Origin of the sequence: Streptococcus sp. CF8_St5-17 (assembly GCF_024295665.1) — a bacterium.
Taxonomy (GTDB): Bacteria; Bacillota; Bacilli; order Lactobacillales; family Streptococcaceae; genus Streptococcus.
In genome coordinates this window covers 191,695-212,426 of the sequence record NZ_JANCOU010000002.1, presented here as the reverse complement: position 1 = coordinate 212,426, position 20,732 = coordinate 191,695, and the positions used below count along the sequence as shown (strand labels likewise).

The 20,732-nt window shown below is 38.7% G+C and carries 21 protein-coding genes; 11 read left to right on the top strand and 10 right to left on the bottom strand.

The features are described 5' to 3' along the window. Positions 1 to 121 precede the first annotated feature (121 nt). Entirely contained in the window at positions 122 to 931 is an 810-nt protein-coding gene (locus tag NMM19_RS03380; RefSeq protein WP_254729995.1) for a Cof-type HAD-IIB family hydrolase, read from the top strand. 48 nt (positions 932 to 979) lie between these two features. On the opposite strand, the gene NMM19_RS03375 is transcribed toward NMM19_RS03380, so the two are convergent. The 6 genes from NMM19_RS03375 to glmU all read right to left on the bottom strand — a co-directional run bounded on the left by NMM19_RS03375 (position 980) and on the right by glmU (position 6,662). Next, positions 980 to 1,240: a SemiSWEET family transporter gene (locus tag NMM19_RS03375; protein WP_178894989.1), complete on the bottom strand. Its 261-nt coding sequence runs from the start codon at positions 1,238 to 1,240 to the stop codon at positions 980 to 982. A 46-nt stretch (positions 1,241 to 1,286) separates the two neighbouring features. Next, complete coding sequence (gene pcrA, locus NMM19_RS03370) at positions 1,287 to 3,578, bottom strand: DNA helicase PcrA (protein ID WP_254729993.1); 2,292 nt, start codon at positions 3,576 to 3,578, stop codon at positions 1,287 to 1,289. A 120-nt stretch (positions 3,579 to 3,698) separates the two neighbouring features. Continuing rightward, positions 3,699 to 4,394, bottom strand: a complete 696-nt coding sequence (locus tag NMM19_RS03365; RefSeq protein ID WP_254729991.1) for a 5'-methylthioadenosine/adenosylhomocysteine nucleosidase — start codon at positions 4,392 to 4,394, stop codon at positions 3,699 to 3,701. A 10-nt stretch (positions 4,395 to 4,404) separates the two neighbouring features. Continuing rightward, positions 4,405 to 4,716 (bottom strand): cell wall synthase accessory phosphoprotein MacP, encoded by a 312-nt coding sequence (gene macP / locus NMM19_RS03360; RefSeq protein ID WP_016465808.1) that lies wholly within the window; start codon positions 4,714 to 4,716, stop codon positions 4,405 to 4,407. A gap of 11 nt (positions 4,717 to 4,727) precedes the next feature. Further along, positions 4,728 to 5,273 (bottom strand): NUDIX hydrolase, encoded by a 546-nt coding sequence (locus NMM19_RS03355; protein WP_254729989.1) that lies wholly within the window; start codon positions 5,271 to 5,273, stop codon positions 4,728 to 4,730. Between the two features lie 9 nt (positions 5,274 to 5,282). Then, positions 5,283 to 6,662, bottom strand: a complete 1,380-nt coding sequence (glmU, locus tag NMM19_RS03350; RefSeq protein ID WP_254729987.1) for a bifunctional UDP-N-acetylglucosamine diphosphorylase/glucosamine-1-phosphate N-acetyltransferase GlmU — start codon at positions 6,660 to 6,662, stop codon at positions 5,283 to 5,285. Positions 6,663 to 6,819: 157 nt separating this feature from the next. On the opposite strand from glmU, the gene NMM19_RS03345 reads away from it, so the two are divergent. From NMM19_RS03345 to lysS, 5 genes are all read left to right on the top strand, one after another. Beyond that, positions 6,820 to 7,620, top strand: coding sequence for a glycoside hydrolase family 25 protein (locus NMM19_RS03345; RefSeq protein ID WP_254729985.1), 801 nt, complete (start codon positions 6,820 to 6,822; stop codon positions 7,618 to 7,620). Between the two features lie 104 nt (positions 7,621 to 7,724). Then, positions 7,725 to 8,567: a DUF368 domain-containing protein gene (locus NMM19_RS03340; protein WP_254729983.1), complete on the top strand. Its 843-nt coding sequence runs from the start codon at positions 7,725 to 7,727 to the stop codon at positions 8,565 to 8,567. Beyond that, positions 8,567 to 9,049 (top strand): aminoacyl-tRNA deacylase, encoded by a 483-nt coding sequence (locus NMM19_RS03335; protein WP_254729981.1) that lies wholly within the window; start codon positions 8,567 to 8,569, stop codon positions 9,047 to 9,049. Before NMM19_RS03340 ends, NMM19_RS03335 begins: the two co-directional genes overlap by 1 nt. Further along, positions 9,049 to 9,675, top strand: coding sequence for a histidine phosphatase family protein (locus NMM19_RS03330; RefSeq protein WP_254729979.1), 627 nt, complete (start codon positions 9,049 to 9,051; stop codon positions 9,673 to 9,675). The genes NMM19_RS03335 and NMM19_RS03330 overlap by 1 nt, the downstream gene beginning before the upstream one ends. Positions 9,676 to 9,810: 135 nt before the next feature. Continuing rightward, entirely contained in the window at positions 9,811 to 11,301 is a 1,491-nt protein-coding gene (gene lysS / locus NMM19_RS03325; protein WP_254729977.1) for a lysine--tRNA ligase, read from the top strand. An 84-nt stretch (positions 11,302 to 11,385) separates the two neighbouring features. On the opposite strand, the gene NMM19_RS03320 is transcribed toward lysS, so the two are convergent. Then, on the bottom strand, positions 11,386 to 13,056 hold the full coding sequence (locus tag NMM19_RS03320; protein ID WP_254729975.1) for a formate--tetrahydrofolate ligase: 1,671 nt from the start codon (positions 13,054 to 13,056) through the stop codon (positions 11,386 to 11,388). Positions 13,057 to 13,289: 233 nt separating this feature from the next. On the opposite strand from NMM19_RS03320, the gene coaB reads away from it, so the two are divergent. From coaB to NMM19_RS03305, 3 genes are read left to right on the top strand one after another with little or no spacing between them, the layout of a single operon-like run. Beyond that, complete coding sequence (coaB, locus tag NMM19_RS03315; RefSeq protein WP_049496353.1) at positions 13,290 to 13,976, top strand: phosphopantothenate--cysteine ligase; 687 nt, start codon at positions 13,290 to 13,292, stop codon at positions 13,974 to 13,976. Between the two features lie 14 nt (positions 13,977 to 13,990). Next, complete coding sequence (coaC, locus tag NMM19_RS03310; RefSeq protein WP_049496355.1) at positions 13,991 to 14,542, top strand: phosphopantothenoylcysteine decarboxylase; 552 nt, start codon at positions 13,991 to 13,993, stop codon at positions 14,540 to 14,542. Then, positions 14,526 to 15,089: an ECF transporter S component gene (locus NMM19_RS03305; RefSeq protein WP_049496359.1), complete on the top strand. Its 564-nt coding sequence runs from the start codon at positions 14,526 to 14,528 to the stop codon at positions 15,087 to 15,089. The genes coaC and NMM19_RS03305 overlap by 17 nt, the downstream gene beginning before the upstream one ends. Positions 15,090 to 15,123: 34 nt before the next feature. Here NMM19_RS03305 and udk read toward each other — a convergent pair whose 3' ends face one another. The 3 genes from udk to NMM19_RS03290 form a co-directional block, all read right to left on the bottom strand. Then, entirely contained in the window at positions 15,124 to 15,762 is a 639-nt protein-coding gene (gene udk / locus NMM19_RS03300) for a uridine kinase (protein ID WP_004253618.1), read from the bottom strand. 121 nt (positions 15,763 to 15,883) lie between these two features. Beyond that, positions 15,884 to 17,617 carry a phosphoenolpyruvate--protein phosphotransferase gene (ptsP, locus tag NMM19_RS03295; RefSeq protein ID WP_049496363.1) on the bottom strand — a complete coding sequence of 578 codons (1,734 nt, stop codon included), beginning with the start codon at positions 17,615 to 17,617 and terminating at the stop codon, positions 15,884 to 15,886. Positions 17,618 to 17,621: 4 nt separating this feature from the next. After that, on the bottom strand, positions 17,622 to 17,885 hold the full coding sequence (locus NMM19_RS03290) for a phosphocarrier protein HPr (RefSeq protein ID WP_000146952.1): 264 nt from the start codon (positions 17,883 to 17,885) through the stop codon (positions 17,622 to 17,624). A 360-nt stretch (positions 17,886 to 18,245) separates the two neighbouring features. On the opposite strand from NMM19_RS03290, the gene nrdH reads away from it, so the two are divergent. Continuing rightward, entirely contained in the window at positions 18,246 to 18,464 is a 219-nt protein-coding gene (nrdH, locus tag NMM19_RS03285) for a glutaredoxin-like protein NrdH (RefSeq protein WP_006148571.1), read from the top strand. Between the two features lie 69 nt (positions 18,465 to 18,533). Then, positions 18,534 to 20,693, top strand: coding sequence for a class 1b ribonucleoside-diphosphate reductase subunit alpha (gene nrdE, locus NMM19_RS03280; protein ID WP_254729973.1), 2,160 nt, complete (start codon positions 18,534 to 18,536; stop codon positions 20,691 to 20,693). Positions 20,694 to 20,732: the final 39 nt, after the last annotated feature.

Here is a 20,732-nt window from a genome sequence, read left to right as displayed (position 1 = left end):
ATATCATATTTTTGTTATCTATCTACTAAAAGCCTAAATAGAAATGGCATTTCTCCTTACTTTAGTCTTATTTGTCTAAAATATGCTATAATATAAGCAAAACTCGTGAAAAGGAACTACTATGATTAAATTACTTGCCCTAGATATGGATGGTACTCTCCTCAACGAAGCCAAGGAAATCCCTCAGGCTCATATTGATACCATTCATAAGGCTATCGAAAAAGGTGTCAAACTGGTTCTATGTACTGGTCGTCCTCTCTTTGGAGTTCTTCCCTACTACAAGAAACTCGGGCTTGATTTGCAGAATGAATACGTTATTGTCAACAATGGTTGTTCTACCCACCAAACTAGTGACTGGAGCCTTGTTGACTGGCGAGAACTTAGCAAATCTGACATTGAATACCTGAATGACCTTGCTGAAAAGAGCGAGGTCCAGTTGACTCTCTTTGACGAGGAACACTACTTCGTTCTCGGAGGCAAACCAAATCCTATCGTTCAATATGATGCGACACTCGTCTTTGCTGACCTGACTGAAATCTCACTAGAGGAAGCCACTAGCGGTAAGTACCGTATGTTCCAAGGCATGTTCTTAGGTACAAAAGAACAAACAGATGATTTTGAACAACGATTTGCGGATGAACTTTGTCAGAGATTTAGCGGTGTTCGTTCTCAACCTGTTATCTATGAGGCGATGCCACTTGGCACAACCAAGGCTTCTGCTCTTTCTCGTTTGGCTGAGATTTTGGATATCCAACCTTCTGAAATCATGGCTATGGGTGATGCCAATAACGACATTGAGATGTTAGAGTTTGCTGGGCTGGGGATCGCCATGGGAAATGCCAGCGACCACGTCAAATCTCTCGCGGATGCCGTAACAACCAGCAATGAAGAAGATGGCGTTGCACGTGCTATTGAGAAATATATTTTCTAAACAAATAAAAAGCAACTAACAGATAACTCTGCTAATTGCTTTTTATTTTTAGAACAAAGCAGTCAATGCAGTTATAGTCCCTAAAATTATCCCAGGGATATTTGCTGCAACAATAGGGATATCTCTCTCTTCCTTAAAGAAGCCATAGTAACACCAGAGGCAACAGTTTAAAGCTGCAACTGCTGGTTGGATAAAATTCCCCTTATGACCTGCTAGATTATCTAAAATTTGTGGAATATAAGAAACATACATCATAATGGACATAAAAGTTGCAATCCAACCAACGATTTTCATTTGTTTTTCAGACATTTATTCTCCTTTTTCTGTCTAACTATATCTTTTTAACATATTTGACTTAAGCTTTTTTCTCAATCGGTGCTACACTAGCTAAAAGTTTTTTCAGACCGACTTCTGGGAAATTGATTTTCAATTCCTGTGTTGAGCCGCTACCTGATACCTCAAGGACAGTTCCTTCACCCCATTTTTTATGAAGAGCAATATCTCCGATAGACCAGCTAGTTTCACTAGATGACGATTTACTATTAGATGCAAATTGTCCAAATGGTAAACCACTTGATTGGATCGATGTAGGAGCAGCATTCCGCTTTCGTTCTTGAAGCGCCTGAGCCAAACTCATTCCTTTACCAAATGCTGTTCCTCTGCCACTATAAGACGCTTTAAAACTTGTATTAGTAGGACGTGCTAATCCTTGATAAGTCAACAAATCTGAACTAATTTCGTTGATAAAACGGGTCGGACGATTATAACTAGTACGCCCAAAAAGCAAACGTGAGTTAGCATTAGTCAGATAAAGAATTTTCTCGGCGCGCGTGATTCCTACATAGGCGAGACGACGTTCTTCTTCTAATTCATCTGGATCTTCAGAGGCACGACTAAGCGGAAAGACATTCTCCTCCATCCCGATGATAAAGACAACAGGAAACTCAAGCCCTTTGGCAGCGTGAAGAGTCATCAAGGTTACTTCAGATGTCTCCTGACTACCTGAGTCCGTATCTGCTATCAAAGCCAAGTCGTTCAGGAATCGACTAAGTTTATCTAGTCCTGTTTCCTCTTCGTCACTTTCAGGATTATCATCGAAGTTTTTTGTGACAGAAAGGAACTCCTCGATATTTTCAACCCGGGCCTTGCTCTCCAAGGTTGCTTGGGCATTCAGAATATCAACGTAGCCTGTTTTTTCTAATACTGCTTCTACCAACTCAGTGATTGTCAATCGGTCCAGTTGTTCACGCAAATCAAGAATCATATTGGCAAAATCCCAGATAGATTGGGCTGCTTTTCCTTTGATGCCAGACAGCATGATATTGGCTGAAGCATCCAGCATAGACATCTCTTGCATATTAGCAAAGTCACGAATTTTCTCAACAGTTCCTGGTCCAATACCACGCTTGGGTTCATTGATGATACGCTCAAAACTGATATTATCACTTAGGTTGGCAATGAGATTGAGATAAGCTATGATATCACGGATTTCTTTTCGGCTGTAGAATTTTGTTCCACCAACCATGGTATAAGGAATATTAGACTTGAGCAGAGCTTCCTCAATCGTACGTGACTGGGCATTGGTACGGTAAAGGACTGCAAAGTCTTTATGAAGGAAGTTATGAGTGCGACCAAGTTCATCAATGGTTTTGGCTACAAAGACAGCCTCATCCTGTTCGTCGTTTGCACGATAGTAAATAATCTGCTCCCCATCGGCATTTTGAGTCCATAGATTTTTTGGACGACGATTTTTATTGTTTTTAATGACGTCATTAGCTGCTTGGAGGATGGTTTTGGTAGAACGGTAATTTTCCTCCAGTAAAACAACCTTGGCCTCTGGATAATCTTTTTCAAAATCGAGGATATTCTGCATATCAGCGCCACGCCATCCGTAAATAGACTGGTCAGCATCCCCAACCACACAGATATTTTTGAAGCGTGAAGCCAAAAGTTTAACGAGTTGATATTGAGCGTGGTTGGTATCTTGGTACTCATCAACATGGATATATTGGAACTTTTGCTGGTAATAGGTCAAGACATCAGGATTTTGATCAAAGAGACGCAAGGTCAACATAATCAAATCATCAAAGTCAACAGATTCTGACTGACGAAGTTCTTTCTGATAGGCCGTATAACACTTAGCTACAATATCTGTATACAAGTCTCCTGCTTGAGAAGCGTAAGCCTCATCATCTATCAAATCATTCTTAGCATTAGAAATGGTCCCCAAAATAGAGCGTTCATTCCATTTTTTAGGATCCAAGTTTAACTGCTTGAGAATTCGTTTCATCAATGTTCGCTGCTCACCTGGATCGATGATGGTAAAGTTACGATTATAGCCGATATGGTCTGCATCACGACGTAAAATACGAACACACATAGAGTGAAAAGTCGCTATCAAACAATCCTGGGTAGCTGGATTGAGCCCATAAGCACGTTCCTTCATTTCACGCGCTGCTTTATTGGTAAAGGTAATGGCTAAAATATTCCATGGATTGACCATCTTTTCATCAATTAAGTAGGCAATACGATGGGTTAAAACTCGTGTTTTTCCAGAACCGGCCCCTGCCATGATCAGCAAAGGTTCTTCTGTAGTTTGAACAGCCTCGGCTTGACGGTCATTCATTCCCTTTAATAATTCGTTCATTTTCTCTTCCTATTCTACAAATCAATGTTTCTATTATATCAAAAAAGACAAAAAATAACTTTAACTGAGACAAGCTTCTATTTCCAATAAAAAAGAACACTTGCTAGTGTTCTTTAGATTTTAATTATGAATTGTTTCTAGGAGAGTTAGAAGGGCTTGTGCTGAGCGACGTCCAGCTTCTACGATAAATTCATCAAATGAAATAGAAGCTTCGTGATTCGCATTATCACTCATGGCACGGACAACTAAGAAAGGTAGATTCAGCGCGTGAGCTGCTTGAGCGATAGCCGCTCCTTCCATCTCAACCGCAAGCACCTGAGGAAAATGTTCTTTTATAGCTTTAATCTTATCTTCACCCGCAATAAAACTATCACCGGTCGCAATCAAACCTAAATGCCATTTTTGGTTAAGTTTAGACAAAGTTTCTTGAATCAAGCTAACAAACTTTTTATCTGTTTCAAAGTAGAGTGGTTGTTGAGCCATTTGACCGTATTCATAACCAAAAGCTGTCACATCAACATCGTGGTAGGCTAGTTTTTCAGCAATCACGACATCTCCTACTGAGATACCTTCAGCAAGAGCACCGGCCGAACCTGTATTGATGACAGCATCCACTCTAAAGTGATCAGCTAAGATTGCGACACTCATGGCAGCCATGACTTTACCAATTCCACTCTCGACCAAGACAAGCTCGATTGAACCAATATTGCCTGTATGATAGTGATTTCCTAATACCGTCTCTTCTTGAGCGTTTTCTAAATGTTGAACCAGGTAAACTAGCTCTTCAGGCATAGCTGCTATAATTCCAATTTTCATGACATTCCCCTTAAATAAATCTCATTGCTAAAACTAGCAAAATCAAGAGAAGAATAACAGCAAATAGAATCTTATTCAGTTTTGAGTTAAAGACATTTCTCTTAGTATTTTCAATTCGACGACTTTTATGGATTTGCGGTTCAACCTCAATCGTTAGGGTATCTTGACTAAATCCATGATCACTTGAACGTGAAGCTCTATAATGTTGGGATGAAGTAGATAATATCTTTGTCTCTTGATCATCCACTAAAGTGGGACCAGAGATATCTTCACCACGATTTGCACGCTCGATTATTTCGTCTGTTAATAAAGGTTTTCCCATAGGTTCCTCCCCTATTTTTCTTGTAATTCCCAGTACTGGATAGCCATGATAGTCTTGGCATCACAAATATCACCAGACTGGATTAGTTGTTTAGCTTCTTCAAGACTAACTTCAAGTAATTCTAAAGTTTCATCTTCATCCTGTGGACGTGGATTATTAACCTTTGTCAAATCACTTGCCAAATAAAGTTTTAATCGCTCATTACAGAAACCAATAGCAGAATAGAAATCATACAAAAGAGTCAGTTTCCCAGTGTAGGCAGCTTCTTCTTCCAATTCACGAAGGGCTGCTGCTTCAGGATCAGCGTTTTCTCCAATTTCTAGTTTTCCTGCAGGAATTTCAACAGAAACTTTTTCAATCGCCTTGCGATATTGCTTGACTAGAACAATCTTATTTTCTGGAGTAACTGCAAGAACACATACTGCACCATTATGGAAAATCAAATCACGTTGAGCTGTCCCTTTTCCATTAGGAAGTTTGACCTGGTCTTGTACCAATTGGAAAATAGGACCTTTATAGATTTCTTTACGGCTGAGTGTTTTCTCTTCAAATTCCATGCTTAGCTCCTATTTGTTTTTAGGATGATGTGGTAGATGAGTCGCATATTCGTCTTTGTTAACCTGGCGGCCACGACCGATGGCAATAGCATCTGCAGGTACATCTTTTGTAATGGTTGAACCTGCGCCAACAAGAGAGTTATCTCCTAGTTCTACAGGAGCAATGATGGTTGAATTAGAACCAACAAAAACATTGTTACCGATAACTGTCTTGTATTTATTTTTCCCATCATAGTTGACTGTTATAGTACCAGCACCAAAGTTGACGTCACTGCCAACTTCACAGTTACCAATGTATGTCAAATGACCCGCTTTGGTATTTTCGCCAATAAAAGAACCTTTCACCTCAACAAAGTTTCCGATATGAACATCCTTAGCTAAGCTAGATCCAGGACGAATATGAGCGTAAGGTCCAACTGTAACGCCATCTGCTACTGTGCTTTCTTCAATCATTGAGTTGGTAATTACAGCACCAGAACCTACCGTACTATCAACGATATAAGTTCCGTTGGTCAAAATAGTTTCTGCACCAATCTTACTAGAACCTTTAAGGGTTACATTCGCATCAATTTGAACGTCAGGGGCAATTTCGACATCCACATCAATATAAGTCGCATCTGGATTTACAAAACTTACCCCATTGACCATATGTACTTGATTAATACGACGACGCATTACAGCTTCAGCTGTAGCAAGTGCGACACGGTCATTTACACCGAGACTCTCATCAAAGTCTTTCAAAGTATAAGCTCCAACTTTCTCACCAGCTTCACGGAAAATACCAATCACATCTGTGATATAGTATTCACCTTGAGCGTTGTTGGTATTGATATTCTTAAGAGCCTCAAACAGACGAGCATTATCAAAAACATAAGTTCCTGTATTGATTTCTTTGATTTGTTTCTCAAAGTCAGTCGCGTCTTTTTGTTCAACAATACGGAGCACTTCAGCGTTGTCATTACGAACAATACGTCCATAACCAAATGGGTCATCAGCTTCTGCAGTTAAGATTGTAGCTACATTCTTGTGGTTTACATGGAAATCAATCAAGTTCTTTAAGCTTTCACCAGTGATTAAAGGTGTATCTCCAGCTATAACCAATGTTTGTCCAGAAAGACCTTCAAGAATTGGCTCAGCCATCATTACTGCATGACCAGTTCCCAATTGCTCAGACTGTCTCACAAAATCAGTTTGTCCGGCTAAAACTTGTTCAACTAGCTCTGCCTTATGCCCAACAACTGTAACAGTTTTTTTTGGGTTAATTGCACCTACACTACGAAAAACATGCTCAAGCATTGAAATTCCCGCAACCTTGTGCATAACCTTCGGTAAATCTGATTTCATACGGGTACCCTTACCCGCTGCTAAAATAATTGCATAATTTGCCATATTTTTCTCTTTTCTATAGAAATTCTTTATTATTATACCACATTTTAGTTCACGATACACAAATTTGATGAACTCAATACCACTCAAAAGACTGTCATTACTCAATTTTGAGTAAATATTTTGATTTTTTTCATTATTTACGATAAACTATAGAGGTATGAGAAAAAAAATTCATCCAGCTTTTATAGTTATTATATTTGCTGCTTTTATAGGACTCTTGATTCTCAATCGTCCACGATTCGAAGAACATCCTGTAAAAACCAAACAAAATCCAGTTCAAATAGAAACACAAGCTCTACATAACTTGGATAAGCCTATCATCGATATCTCTGGTTGGCAAAGACCGTCAGAGATCAACTATGATATTTTATCTAAAAACATCTCTGGTGCTATTGTTCGAGTCCACGGAGGAAACCAGATCACTACTGAGAACGATGCATCTTATACGAATGGAACAGATAAAGCTTATAAAAGTCATATCACAGAATTCCAAAAAAGGAATATTCCAGTTGCTGTCTATGCATATGTATCTGGAAAAAGTGTAGAGGAAATGGAAAAGGCTGCTGAAGCATTCTACAATTCAGCTTCCCCATACAACCCTAGCTACTATTGGTTAGATGTCGAAGAAAAAACCATGTCAGACATGAATAAAGGGGTTGAAGCTTTCCGTGCTAAACTAGAATCTCTAGGTGCTAAAAACATCGGTATCTACATCGGTGTTTACTTCATGGAGGAGCATAGCATTAGTACAGATAAGTTTTCAGCTATTTGGATTCCTTCCTATGGTGTAGATTCGGGCTATTTTGAAAGTTCACCAAATACAGACCTTGACTTTGATCTTCATCAATATACATCAAAAGGGAACCTGGTTGGATTTGAACATCATCTAGACTTAAATCTTATTTCTTTATCAAAAGATAAGGAAGAAACGTTTAGAAAACTATTCTTAAAACCTTAATTTCAATCAGCAAGCAGATATTCCTTCTGCTTGCTTTTTTATTTCTCTTACTTTGTGATATAATACAAGAAGAGAATTTTAGAGAATAAATATGGAGAGAGTTTATGTTATCTTGGATTTCAAAAATGATTAAAGGAATTGTTATTGCGCTAGGATTTATATTACCTGGTATATCTGGTGGTGTTCTGGCAGCTATTTTGGGTATCTATGAGAGAATGATTCGTTTCCTTGCCCATCCATTCAAAAACCTAAAAGAAGATATTCTTTATTTCTTACCTGTTGCTATTGGGATGTTACTAGGTATTGGGCTGTTTTCTTATCCAATTGAGTACCTCCTTGAGCACTATCAGGTTTATGTTTTATGGAGTTTTGCGGGTGCCATTATTGGTACAGTCCCAAGCCTTGTAAGGGAGGCTACTCAAGATTCAGAAAGAGACAAAGTCGATCTTATCTGGTTTTGGGTGACCTTTATTGTTTCTGGAATTGGTCTTTATGCTTTAAACTTTGTTGTTGGTTCACTCAGCGCAAGTTTCACAAGTTTTATCCTAGCTGGTGCTCTGCTTGCTCTAGGTATCTTGGTTCCAGGATTAAGCCCCTCAAATCTTCTTTTGATCTTAGGACTTTATACTCCAATGTTAACTGGATTTAAAACTTTTGATTTATTTGGTACCTTTCTTCCAATAGGAATTGGGGCTGCTGCCACTCTTATTATTCTTTCAAAATTGATGGACTACGCTCTTCGAGTGTATCACTCTCGTGTTTATCACTTCATCATTGCAATCGTTCTTTCAAGTACACTCTTGATATTGATTCCAAATGCGGGTAATGCCGAAAGCATTAACTACAGTGGTTTATCACTTGTTTCCTATGTCATCATCGCCTTCTTTTTTGCTCTTGGCATTTGGTTAGGGATCTGGATGAGTCAATTGGAGGATAAGTACAAATAATGGCAAAAAAAACTAAAGTAAAGAAGACCTTAGTCGAGCAAATATTAGCTAAGGCAGGTGTTGAACACCAAGGGATTCAAATCAATGCTTTAGAGGGAGAGCTTCCTTCTGAGTATGAGAGAAATCACATTTTTAAAACACTAGCTCTTTTAGGGGACAAGACTGGTCCAGTTATTGGGATTATTCCTATTACTGAACATCTTTCTGAAAAGAAATTAGCAAAGATTTCTGGTAACAAAAAAGTGAGTATGATTCCGCAAAAGGATTTAGAAAAAATAACTGGATATATTCATGGTGCAAATAACCCTGTCGGTATCCGACAAAAGCACAACTACCCTATTTACATTGATGAAACAGCTTTAGGATTAGAAAAAATGATTGTCTCTGCTGGAGAAGTCGGACACAGTATCATCATTGTGCCACAAGATCTGGCAAACTTTGTAAAAGCCAGCTTTGTAGATATCTTAGAGGAGATAAACTGATGAAACTTTACTTTGTCCGTCACGGTCGAACAGTCTGGAATCTAGAGGGTCGCTTTCAAGGCGCTGGTGGAGATTCCCCACTTCTTCCTGAGTCTATTGATACCTTAAAGAACTTGGGTCAATATCTGAAAGATATCCCTTTTGACAAGATCTATTCGAGTGATTTACCAAGAGCGGTAAATTCAGCTGAAATTATCCAAAGTCAGCTAACAAACCCGTGTCCGCTAGAAAGTGTACCTGAACTAAGAGAATGGCACCTTGGCAAACTAGAAGGGTTAAAAATTGCTACTTTAAACGCAATCTATCCGCAGCAAATTCAAGCCTTTAAAACAAACTTAGCCAAGTTTGATACGAGTATGTTCGAAGCCGAATCCCTCTACAGCACAACTCAACGAACCATTCAATTTATAAAATCTTTAAAGGATTCTAAGGCTGAACAACTCTTACTGGTTGGTCATGGAGCTAACCTTACTGCAAGTCTTCGTACTCTTTTAGGCTATAATGAAGCTCTTCTCCGCAAAGATGGCGGTTTGGCCAATTCTAGTCTGACAATTATAGAAACTGAAGACTTTAAAAAATTCATTCTAAAAATTTGGAACGATACTTCTTATCAAAAAAATAATTGAACTTGATCTATTACGTCAAGTTCTTTTTAGTTTTTATAGAATATCCGTGAATTTCTTGACTTTTTATGATAAAATGGAGTATCGTGAAAAATTGATTTATTATTTCAAAATTTGATTAAAAACTAGGAGGAACCAATGTCAACAGAACATATGGAAGAATTGAATGACCAACAGATCGTTCGCCGTGAAAAAATGGCTGCGCTCCGTGAACAAGGAATTGATCCTTTCGGTAAACGTTTTGAACGTACTGCTAACTCTCAAGAACTAAAAGATAAATTTGCTGACCTTGATAAAGAACAACTACACGAATTAAATGAAACTGCCACTATCGCTGGACGTTTGGTGACTAAACGAGGTAAAGGTAAAGTTGGCTTTGCTCACCTTCAAGATCGCGAAGGACAAATCCAAATCTACGTTCGTAAAGATGCTGTCGGTGAAGAAAACTACGAAATCTTTAAGAAAGCTGACCTTGGTGACTTCCTAGGTGTTGAGGGTGAAGTGATGCGTACGGATATGGGAGAACTCTCTATCAAGGCTACTCACATCACACACTTGTCTAAAGCCCTTCGTCCATTGCCTGAGAAATTCCACGGACTTTCAGACGTTGAAACAATCTACCGTAAACGTTACCTCGATTTGATTTCTAACCGTGAAAGCTTTGACCGCTTTGTCACACGTTCAAAAATCATTTCTGAAATCCGTCGCTACCTCGATGCTCAAGGTTTCCTTGAAGTCGAAACACCTGTTCTTCACAACGAAGCTGGTGGTGCTGCTGCTCGCCCATTCATCACACACCACAATGCACAAAACATCGACATGGTACTTCGTATCGCGACTGAGCTTCACTTGAAACGCCTTATCGTTGGTGGTATGGAACGTGTGTATGAGATTGGTCGTATCTTCCGTAACGAAGGAATGGATGCTACACATAACCCTGAGTTCACTTCTATCGAGGTTTATCAAGCTTATGCAGACTTCCACGATATCATGGACTTGACTGAAGGTATTATCCAACACGTAGCTAAAGCTGTTAAAGGTGACGGTCCAGTTATCTATCAAGGAACTGAAATCAAAATCAATGAACCATTTAAACGTGTACACATGGTTGATGCAATCAAGGAAATTACTGGTGTTGATTTCTGGAAAGATATGACTTTAGAAGAAGCTAAAGCTATCGCAGCTGAGAAGAAAGTTCCAGTTGAAAAACACTACACAGAAGTTGGTCACATCATCAATGCCTTCTTTGAAGAATTTGTTGAAGAAACATTGATTCAACCAACATTTGTATACGGTCACCCAGTAGCTGTATCACCACTTGCTAAGAAAAATCCTGAAGATGAGCGCTTTACAGATCGTTTCGAGCTCTTCATCATGACTAAAGAATACGGAAATGCCTTTACTGAGTTGAATGATCCAATCGATCAACTTAGCCGTTTCGAAGCCCAAGCTAAAGCTAAAGAACTTGGTGACGATGAAGCAACAGGAATTGACTATGACTACATCGAAGCACTTGAATACGGTATGCCGCCAACAGGTGGTTTGGGAATCGGTATCGACCGTCTCTGCATGCTCCTCACAGATACTACTACTATCCGTGATGTATTGCTCTTCCCAACTATGAAATAACAACAAAACTCCTAGAAATTTTCTAGGAGTTTTAAATAACTAGAAAGACAACCTTACATTTGGAGGTTGTCTTTTTTTGTTTACTTAGAATAAACCGAGAACTGTTCCATCGCTTTCAACATCCATATTGAGAGCAGCTGGTCGTTTTGGAAGTCCAGGCATGGTCATAACGTCACCAGTGAGCGCAACGATAAAGCCTGCCCCCAATTTTGGTACCAATTCACGAATAGTAATTTCAAAGTTTTCAGGTGCACCAAGAGCATTTGGATTATCTGAGAAACTGTATTGAGTTTTGGCCATACAGATCGGTAATTTGTCCCAACCGTTTTGTACGATTTGTGCGATTTGAGTTTGAGCTTTCTTCTCGAAGTTTACTTTGCTTCCACGATAGATTTCAGTGACAATCTTTTCAATCTTTTCTTGAACAGAAAGGTCGTTGTCATAGAGACGTGTGTAGTTTGCCGGGTTTTCGTCAATTGTTTTAACGAGAGTTTCAGCCAGAGCCACTCCTCCTTCAGCTCCATCAGCCCATACGCTAGCTAATTCGACTGGTACATCGATTGAAGCACAAAGTTCTTTCAAGGCTGCAATTTCTGCTTCTGTATCAGATACAAATTCGTTAATAGCAACAACCGCTGGAATACCAAACTTACGGATATTCTCAACGTGACGTTTCAAGTTTGCAAATCCTGTACGAACTGCTTCTACATTCTCTTCTGTCAATGCATCCTTAGCAACTCCACCATTCATTTTAAGGGCACGAAGAGTCGCTACAATAACTACTGCACTTGGAGCTGTTGGCAAGTTTGGTGTCTTGATATCCAGGAACTTTTCAGCACCAAGGTCTGCACCAAAGCCTGCTTCGGTTACTGTGTAATCAGCTAAACGAAGAGCTGTTTTCGTTGCCAATACAGAGTTACAACCATGGGCAATATTGGCAAATGGGCCACCATGTACAAAGGCAGGTGTACCATAGATCGTCTGAACCAAGTTTGGCTTAATAGCATCTTTCAAAATCAATGCCAAGGCACCCTCAACCTGTAAATCACCAACTGAAACTGGTGTGCGGTCATAACGGTAACCGATAACAATATTGGCCAAACGACGTTTTAAATCTTCAATATCAGTTGCCAAGCAAAGAATAGCCATGATCTCGGAAGCAACTGTGATATCAAAACCATCTTCACGTGGAATACCATTAAGAGGACCACCGAGACCAACAGTTACGTGACGAAGAGCACGGTCGTTCAAGTCAACAACGCGTTTCCACAGAATACGACGTTGATCGATTCCTAGCTCATTTCCTTGATGTAAGTGATTGTCAATCAAGGCAGAGAGAGCATTGTTTGCTGTTGTAATAGCATGCATATCTCCAGTAAAGTGAAGGTTGATGTCTTCCATTGGTAACACTTGGGCATAACCACCACCAGCTGCACCACCTTTAATCCCCATGACAGGACCAAGAGAAGGTTCGCGGATGGCAATCATAGTTTTCTTACCAATCTTATTCAAAGCATCAGCAAGACCAATGGTAATAGTTGATTTCCCTTCACCTGCTGGTGTTGGGTTGATAGCTGTAACAAGAATCAACTTACCTACTGGGTTGCTCTCAACCTCACGGATTTTATCAAAGCTTAGTTTAGCCTTGTACTTTCCATACAACTCCAAATCATCGTATGAAATACCAAGTTTCTCAACAACATCAACGATTGGTTTTAACTCAATACTCTGTGCAATTTCAATATCTGTTTTCATAAAAAACTCCTCTAGCCTCTAATGTGTTAATTCATTATATCATAAAACAAGATTTTTAACAGTCATTATGATTAGTAACGTTCGTGAATATGGCTAAATAACAGGCTTTCTTTATCTCTATTTAAATTTTTATATGCCTTTATAGATTTTAACTATGGATTAACATCCTATTTTCGACCCTTGTTATATCGCTTTCATTTTACTTAATGCTCATTTTTTTGTACAATAGTTCTATGAAAATTTTAGTTACTTCTGGTGGTACAAGTGAAAAAATTGATAGAGTTCGTTCTATTACCAATCACTCTTCCGGTAAACTTGGAAAAATTATCACCGAGACTCTTCTAAAGGCTGGCCATGAAGTTTGTTTGATTACCACTCTTCAGGCAGTTAAGCCAGTTAGTCATCCAAACTTGACCATCATCGAAATTAAAAATACAGCTGATTTGCAACAAGTCATGAAAGATAAGGTTATGGACTACCAGGTCTTAATCCATTCTATGGCTGTATCAGATTACACTCCTGTCTATATGGCTGGTTTTGATGAGGTTGAAGCTAGTCAAGATTTAACAGAGTTTTTAGATAAGAAAAATCAGGAAACAAAAATCTCTTCTAAGGAAGATGTTCAGGTTCTATTTCTTAAGAAGAATCCAAAAATCATATCTCTTGTTAAAGAATGGAACCCTAACATTCACCTGATTGGATTTAAATTACTGGTTGATGTCAGCCAGGAACATCTGATTCAAATTGCGAGGGAAAGTCTTGAAAAGAACCAAGCTGATTTAATTGTCGCAAACGACCTTACTCAGATTAGTAGCGAGCAACATAAGGCTTACTTAGTTGAAAAAAATTCTTTCCAAACTGCTATGAGTAAATATGAAATTGCTGATTTACTCCTCGAGAAAATCAAAAGTTATGACTAAATGAAAGGAATTTTATGGCCCGTATTACACTCGCTATTACAGGATCTATTGCTGCATACAAGACAGTTGACCTAGTTAGTTCTTTAAAAAAACAGGGGCATTCTGTTACTGTTCTTATGACTCAGTCAGCAACAGAATTCATTCAGCCATTAACTTTACAAGTACTATCACAAAATACTGTACATCTCGATGTCATGCAGGAACCTTTTCCAGATCAAGTGAATCACATTCAAATAGGAAAAGAAACAGATTTATTTATCGTAGTTCCTGCGACAGCCAATACAATCGCTAAATTAGCTCACGGTTTTGCTGACAATATGGTGACTGCTACTGCTCTTGCTTTGCCACACTTTGTACCTAAACTATTGGCTCCAGCTATGAACACAAAGATGTATGACCACCCTGCGACCCAAGCTAATCTTAAAACTTTAGAAGATTATGGTTATACTATTATTTCTCCCAAAGATTCTCTACTGGCCTGTGGGGATACAGGTCGTGGTGCTCTCGCTGATCTCGAAACTATTTTACAAGAAATAAAGGATAAAATTCATGAACAAACGCTCTAATATTGCTCCAATCGCTATCTTTTTTGCTATTATGATTGTTATTCATTTACTAAGCTCGATTTTATTTAATGTACTTCCCTTTCCAATCAAACCAACCATCGTTCACATTCCAGTAATTATTGCAAGTATTATCTACGGACCAAGAATCGGCGCAACCTTAGGTTTCTTGATGGGAATGCTTAGCTTAACGGTTAATACTCTCACAATCCTGCCAACAAGCTATCTCTTCTCACCATTTGTACCAAATGGTAACTTCTATTCAGTTGTGATCGCAATTGTTCCTCGTATCTTAATCGGTTTGACCCCTTATTTCGTCTATAAACTACTAAAGGGAAGAGCTGGACTCATCTTTGCAGGTGCACTTGGTTCACTCACGAATACAGTTTTTGTCTTAGGCGGTATCTTCTTTCTCTTTGGTAATGTTTTTGATGGAAATATTCAAAAACTATTAGCGACTGTTATCTCAACAAATTCAATCGCAGAATTAATTATCTCAGCCCTCTTAACTCTCGTCATTGTTCCGAGACTTGAAAAAATTAAACAATAAAAACTGTATCAAGAGATACAGTTTTTTATTTCTATTACTGGGCTAAACGAGCTTCTTCTAAAATCTTTTCAATCTTTGTTGTCAATAAATCAATAGCTACGGTATTGGTTACACCTTCAGGTATCACAATATCAGCATAACGCTTTGTTGGCTCGATAAATTGATGATACATAGGTTTTACGACGCCAAGATACTGATCAATAACGCTATCCAAACTACGACCACGCTCTTCCATATCACGCTTAATACGACGAATGATACGGACATCATCATCTGTATCAACGAAAATCTTGATATCCATCAAATCACGAAGACGTTTGTCTTCCAAAACCAAAATTCCTTCAACAATAAAGACATCTTGAGGTTCTTGACGATAGGTTTTCGAGCTTCTTGTATGGGCAGCATAATCATATGTAGGAATATCAACAGGACGCCCCGCCAACAATTCTTTGATTTGCGCAATCATCAAGTCAGTATCAAAAGCAAAAGGATGGTCATAATTAGTCTTAATACGTTCTTCAAAGGTTAAATGAGATTGATCTTTATAGTAGGAATCATGCTCAATCATGGCAATTTTTTCATTTGGGAAATGGGATAAGATTGCTTTAGAAACACTGGTTTTTCCTCCACCAGATCCCCCTGTTACTCCGATAATGATTGGTCTGTTTTGCATAGTTGCCTCCGTATTTTTCCTTTGTCTATTTTACCATATTTTTAGAAAATTTTACAGGTGGACTTTTTAAATAATAGTACAAAAAAACCTTGTAGTTTAGTTCTACAAGGTTTTAATGTTTTTAATCAAAGTTAACGTATTCTTTAGAGAGTTCAAGAACTTCTTCCATTGTTGAACATTCAGTAAGAGCACGGTTAGCGTATTCTTGCATCTTAGCTGTGTCAAGTTTCTTCATCAAGCTACGTGTACGAAGTACTGAAGTAGCTGACATTGAGAACTCATCCAATCCCATTCCGACAAGTAGTGGAACAGCTGTTTGGTCACCAGCCATCTCACCACACATACCAGCCCATTTACCTTCAGCGTGAGCTGCTTTGATAACATTGTTGATCAAGCGAAGGATTGATGGATTGTATGGTTGGTAAAGGTATGAAACTTGTTCGTTCATACGGTCAGCAGCCATTGTGTATTGGATCAAGTCGTTTGTACCGATTGAGAAGAAATCAACTTCTTTGGCAAATTGGTCTGCAAGCATAGCTGCTGCAGGAATTTCAATCATGATACCAACTTGGATATCATCCGCAACAGCAACACCTTCAGCAACCAATTTTGCTTTTTCTTCTTCAAGAATAGCTTTAGCAGTACGGAACTCTTTCAACAAAGCAACCATTGGGAACATGATACGCAATTTACCGTGAACAGATGCACGAAGCAAAGCACGCAATTGTGTACGGAACATTTGGTTACCAGTTTCAGAGATTGAGATACGTAAAGCACGGTAGCCCAAGAATGGGTTCATTTCTTTAGGAAGATCGAAGTAAGGAAGTTCTTTATCCCCACCGATATCCATTGTACGAACAACAACAGGTTTACCGTTCATACCTTCAAGAACTGCTTTGTAAGCTTCGTATTGATCGTCTTCCGTTGGGAAATCTTGAGAATCCATGTACAAGAATTCTGTACGGTAGAGACCAACAGCTTCGGCACCATTTTCGTTCACACCTTCAACGTCTTTAGGTGTACCGATATTAGCTGCCAACTCGAAGTGTTTACCATCAGCAGTAACAGTTTTAGCATCTTTCAAAAGAGCCCATTCGGCTTTTTGTTTAGCGTAAGCTTCACCAGCTGCTTTGAATTTTGCAATTTGTTCTTCAGTTGGGTTGATAACCACTTCACCTGAAATACCTGAAACAGCCAAAATGTCACCATCTTTTACAAGTTCAGTGATGTTGTTTGTACCCAATACAGCTGCAATTTCAAGTGTACGAGCCATGATAGCTGAGTGACTTGTACGTCCACCAATGTTTGTTACAAAAGCTTTTACAAAGTTTTTATCTAATTGAGCAGTATCAGACGGAGTCAAGTCATGTGCAATCACAATTACTTCTTCATTAATAGAAGCTGGGTTTGGCAATTTCTTGCCAAGAAGATTTGCCAAAACACGTTTGGTAACGTCACGAATATCCGCTGCACGTTCCTGCATGTACGGGTTGTCTTCCATGCCTTCAAAGATTGTGATAAACATGTCTGTAACTTCTTTCAGACCTGCTTCCGCATTTACTTTCTTAGCACGAATTGTTTCTTTAATCTGACCGATCAATTCAGGGTCAGCAAGAACCATCAAGTGAGCGTCAAATACTTGCGCCGCTTCTTCACCAAGCGTACCTACAGCCTTCTCGCGGATAAGAGAAAGCTCGTTTTGAGAAGCTTCAAGAGCAACATCCAAACGAGCCTCTTCTGCATTTGTATCTTCGACTGTAATAGTCTCGAATGATAAATCCGGTTGAACGAGTAGATATGCTTTAGCAACTGCAACACCATCAGATGCTGCGATTCCTTTAAGCATTTCTGTCATATCCTTATGCCAATCCTTCTTTTTCCATTGTTTCTGAGATAGCAGCGATAGCGTCATCAGCGTCTGCACCTTCAGCAGTGATTGTAACGTCAGCACCTTGACCAACACCAAGGCTCATAACACCCATGATAGATTTAAGGTTAACTGATTTACCTTTGTACTCAAGAGTAATATCTGAAGCAAATTTGCTAGCAGTTTGTACCAACAATGTTGCTGGACGTGCGTGAATACCTGTTTCTGCCACTACGTGGAAATCTTTAGAAGCCATAATTTGACTCTCCTTTAAATGTTTTCTTTTTGAGTTATATCTGATAACCCTTACAATTTGATATTATATCACCTTCTAGGAATTTTTTCAAGTATTTTATGGGATTTCTTCTTTTTCCTTTCAGATAACTTGCTGAAAATCTTCTATTTTATGTATCAAAATACATCATATAGTTTTTTAAAATTTTAACATTTAGAAAACGCTGTTATTTATGGGTTTTATTTTTTGCAATCACTATATATTGTGTTTAGATAACTCTCATCTAAAAAAATTCTACAATATTTAGTTTTTCTTCGTTGACAAAGATTTTTTTTCTGATATACTTAAGAAGTAATTAAATTTTGAAAGAGGAGTTACAGAATGGTAACCGTTTATTCTAAAAACAATTGTGTTCAATGTAAAATGACCAAACGATTCTTAGATAGTAACAACATCGCATATCGCGAAATCAATCTTGATGAACAACCTGAATTTATTGAACAAGTTAAAGAGCTAGGCTTCAACGCTGCTCCTATCATTCAAACACCAACTGAAGTTTTCTCTGGTTTCCAACCAGCAAAACTTAAAGAACTTGCTTAAGTATCAGGATTAAAAGCTTCTATGTCAATCTTAGAAGCCTTTCTTTTGTAATAAATTAAAGGAAATTTTATGGGATTAAAACAACTTGAGGATGTAACTTACTTCCGTCTAAATAATGAAATCAACCGTCCTGTTAATGGACAAATCATGCTCCACAAAGATAAAGAAGCCTTGGACGCTTTCTTTAAAGAAAACGTTGTACCAAATTCTATGGTTTTTGATTCTATCACTGATAAAATTGATTACCTTATTAAACAAGACTATATCGAAACAGCGTTTATCAAGAAATATCGTCCAGAATTCTTAGAAGAGCTTTACCTATTTATTAAGGATCAAAACTTCCAATTCAAGTCTTTCATGGCAGCATACAAGTTTTACAATCAATATGCCTTGAAAACTAATGACGGAGAGTACTATCTTGAAAGCATGGAAGACCGTGTCTTCTTTAACGCTCTTTACTTTGCTGATGGTGACGAAGCTATCGCAATTGATATTGCCAATGAAATCATCCACCAGCGTTACCAGCCTGCTACACCTTCTTTCTTGAATGCGGGCCGTGCACGTCGTGGTGAATTGGTATCATGTTTTTTGATTCAGGTAACAGATGATATGAACTCTATTGGACGTTCTATCAACTCAGCTCTTCAACTTTCACGTATCGGTGGTGGTGTCGGAATTTCCCTCAGCAACCTTCGTGAAGCTGGAGCGCCTATCAAAGGGTATGAAGGTGCTGCTTCTGGTGTCGTACCCGTTATGAAGCTTTTCGAAGACAGCTTCTCTTACTCTAACCAACTTGGTCAACGTCAAGGTGCTGGGGTTGTTTACCTTAACGTCTTCCACCCAGATATTATCGCTTTCCTTTCTACTAAGAAAGAAAATGCTGATGAAAAAGTTCGTGTCAAGACTCTTTCACTTGGTGTTGTGGTACCAGATAAATTCTACGAATTAGCACGTAAGAATGAGGAAATGTACCTCTTCAGTCCTTATTCTGTTGAAAAAGAGTATGGTGTACCTTTTAACTACATCGATATCACAGAAAAATACGATGAATTGGTGGCAAATCCAAACATCCGTAAGACAAAAATTAAGGCCCGTGATTTGGAAACAGAAATTTCTAAATTGCAACAAGAATCTGGCTATCCTTATGTTGTCAATATCGATACTGCTAACCGTGCAAATCCTGTCGATGGTAAGATTATCATGAGTAACTTGTGTTCAGAAATTCTTCAAGTCCAAGAACCAAGTCTTATCAACGATGCGCAAGAATTTCTTCAAATGGGTACCGACGTTTCATGTAACCTTGGTTCAACCAACGTTGTAAATATGATGACATCACCTGACTTTGGACGTTCTATTCGTGCAATGGTTCGAGCTTTGACCTTTGTAACAGATAGCTCTCACATCGTTGCTGTTCCAACTATCGACCACGGAAATAGCCAAGCTCATACATTTGGACTTGGTGCTATGGGGCTTCACAGCTATCTTGCTCAGCAATTAATCGAATATGGATCTCCTGAGTCTGTTGAATTTACAAGCATCTACTTTATGCTTTTGAATTACTGGACTTTGGTAGAATCAAACAATATTGCGCGTGAACGTGGCATTACCTTCCACAACTTTGAGAAATCAGACTATGCAAATGGTACTTATTTCGATAAGTATACGTCTGGTCAATTTGTTCCAAAATCTGATCGTGTTAAAGAACTCTTTGAAGGAATCTTTATCCCGTCTGCAGCTGATTGGGCTGAACTTCGAGATAAAGTTAAAGCAGATGGACTTTACCACCAAAACCGTCTTGCTGTAGCGCCGAATGGTTCTATCAGCTACATCAATGACGTGTCTGCTTCTATCCACCCAATTACTCAACGTATTGAAGAACGTCAAGAGAAGAAAATTGGTAAGATTTACTATCCTGCTGCAGGGTTATCAACTGAAACTATTCCTTACTACACTTCTGCCTATGACATGGATATGCGTAAAGTTATCGATGTCTATGCTGCTGCAACTGAGCACGTAGACCAAGGGCTTTCACTTACTCTCTTCATGCGTAGTGATATCCCAACAGGTCTTTATGAATGGAAGAAAGAGAACAAACAAACAACACGTGACCTATCTATCCTTCGTAACTACGCCTTTAACAAGGGCATTAAGTCTATCTACTACGTTCGTACCTACACAGATGACGGCGGTGAAGTTGGTGCTAACCAATGTGAAAGCTGTGTGATTTAAAATCTCACTAAAATCTTGTTTACAAAGATAAGGTAACAT

Excerpts from the sequence above, each read along its gene's own strand:
- NMM19_RS03380 (WP_254729995.1), top strand. The coding sequence starts at position 122 with ATGATTAAATTACTTGCCCTAGATATGGATGGTACTCTCCTCAACGAA.
- NMM19_RS03375 (WP_178894989.1), bottom strand. The coding sequence starts at position 1,240 with ATGTCTGAAAAACAAATGAAAATCGTTGGTTGGATTGCAACTTTTATG.
- pcrA (WP_254729993.1), bottom strand. The coding sequence starts at position 3,578 with ATGAACGAATTATTAAAGGGAATGAATGACCGTCAAGCCGAGGCTGTT.
- NMM19_RS03365 (WP_254729991.1), bottom strand. The coding sequence starts at position 4,394 with ATGAAAATTGGAATTATAGCAGCTATGCCTGAAGAGCTAGTTTACCTG.
- macP (WP_016465808.1), bottom strand. The coding sequence starts at position 4,716 with ATGGGAAAACCTTTATTAACAGACGAAATAATCGAGCGTGCAAATCGT.
- NMM19_RS03355 (WP_254729989.1), bottom strand. The coding sequence starts at position 5,273 with ATGGAATTTGAAGAGAAAACACTCAGCCGTAAAGAAATCTATAAAGGT.
- glmU (WP_254729987.1), bottom strand. The coding sequence starts at position 6,662 with ATGGCAAATTATGCAATTATTTTAGCAGCGGGTAAGGGTACCCGTATG.
- NMM19_RS03345 (WP_254729985.1), top strand. The coding sequence starts at position 6,820 with ATGAGAAAAAAAATTCATCCAGCTTTTATAGTTATTATATTTGCTGCT.
- NMM19_RS03340 (WP_254729983.1), top strand. The coding sequence starts at position 7,725 with ATGTTATCTTGGATTTCAAAAATGATTAAAGGAATTGTTATTGCGCTA.
- NMM19_RS03335 (WP_254729981.1), top strand. The coding sequence starts at position 8,567 with ATGGCAAAAAAAACTAAAGTAAAGAAGACCTTAGTCGAGCAAATATTA.
- NMM19_RS03330 (WP_254729979.1), top strand. The coding sequence starts at position 9,049 with ATGAAACTTTACTTTGTCCGTCACGGTCGAACAGTCTGGAATCTAGAG.
- lysS (WP_254729977.1), top strand. The coding sequence starts at position 9,811 with ATGTCAACAGAACATATGGAAGAATTGAATGACCAACAGATCGTTCGC.
- NMM19_RS03320 (WP_254729975.1), bottom strand. The coding sequence starts at position 13,056 with ATGAAAACAGATATTGAAATTGCACAGAGTATTGAGTTAAAACCAATC.
- coaB (WP_049496353.1), top strand. The coding sequence starts at position 13,290 with ATGAAAATTTTAGTTACTTCTGGTGGTACAAGTGAAAAAATTGATAGA.
- coaC (WP_049496355.1), top strand. The coding sequence starts at position 13,991 with ATGGCCCGTATTACACTCGCTATTACAGGATCTATTGCTGCATACAAG.
- NMM19_RS03305 (WP_049496359.1), top strand. The coding sequence starts at position 14,526 with ATGAACAAACGCTCTAATATTGCTCCAATCGCTATCTTTTTTGCTATT.
- udk (WP_004253618.1), bottom strand. The coding sequence starts at position 15,762 with ATGCAAAACAGACCAATCATTATCGGAGTAACAGGGGGATCTGGTGGA.
- ptsP (WP_049496363.1), bottom strand. The coding sequence starts at position 17,617 with ATGACAGAAATGCTTAAAGGAATCGCAGCATCTGATGGTGTTGCAGTT.
- NMM19_RS03290 (WP_000146952.1), bottom strand. The coding sequence starts at position 17,885 with ATGGCTTCTAAAGATTTCCACGTAGTGGCAGAAACAGGTATTCACGCA.
- nrdH (WP_006148571.1), top strand. The coding sequence starts at position 18,246 with ATGGTAACCGTTTATTCTAAAAACAATTGTGTTCAATGTAAAATGACC.
- nrdE (WP_254729973.1), top strand. The coding sequence starts at position 18,534 with ATGGGATTAAAACAACTTGAGGATGTAACTTACTTCCGTCTAAATAAT.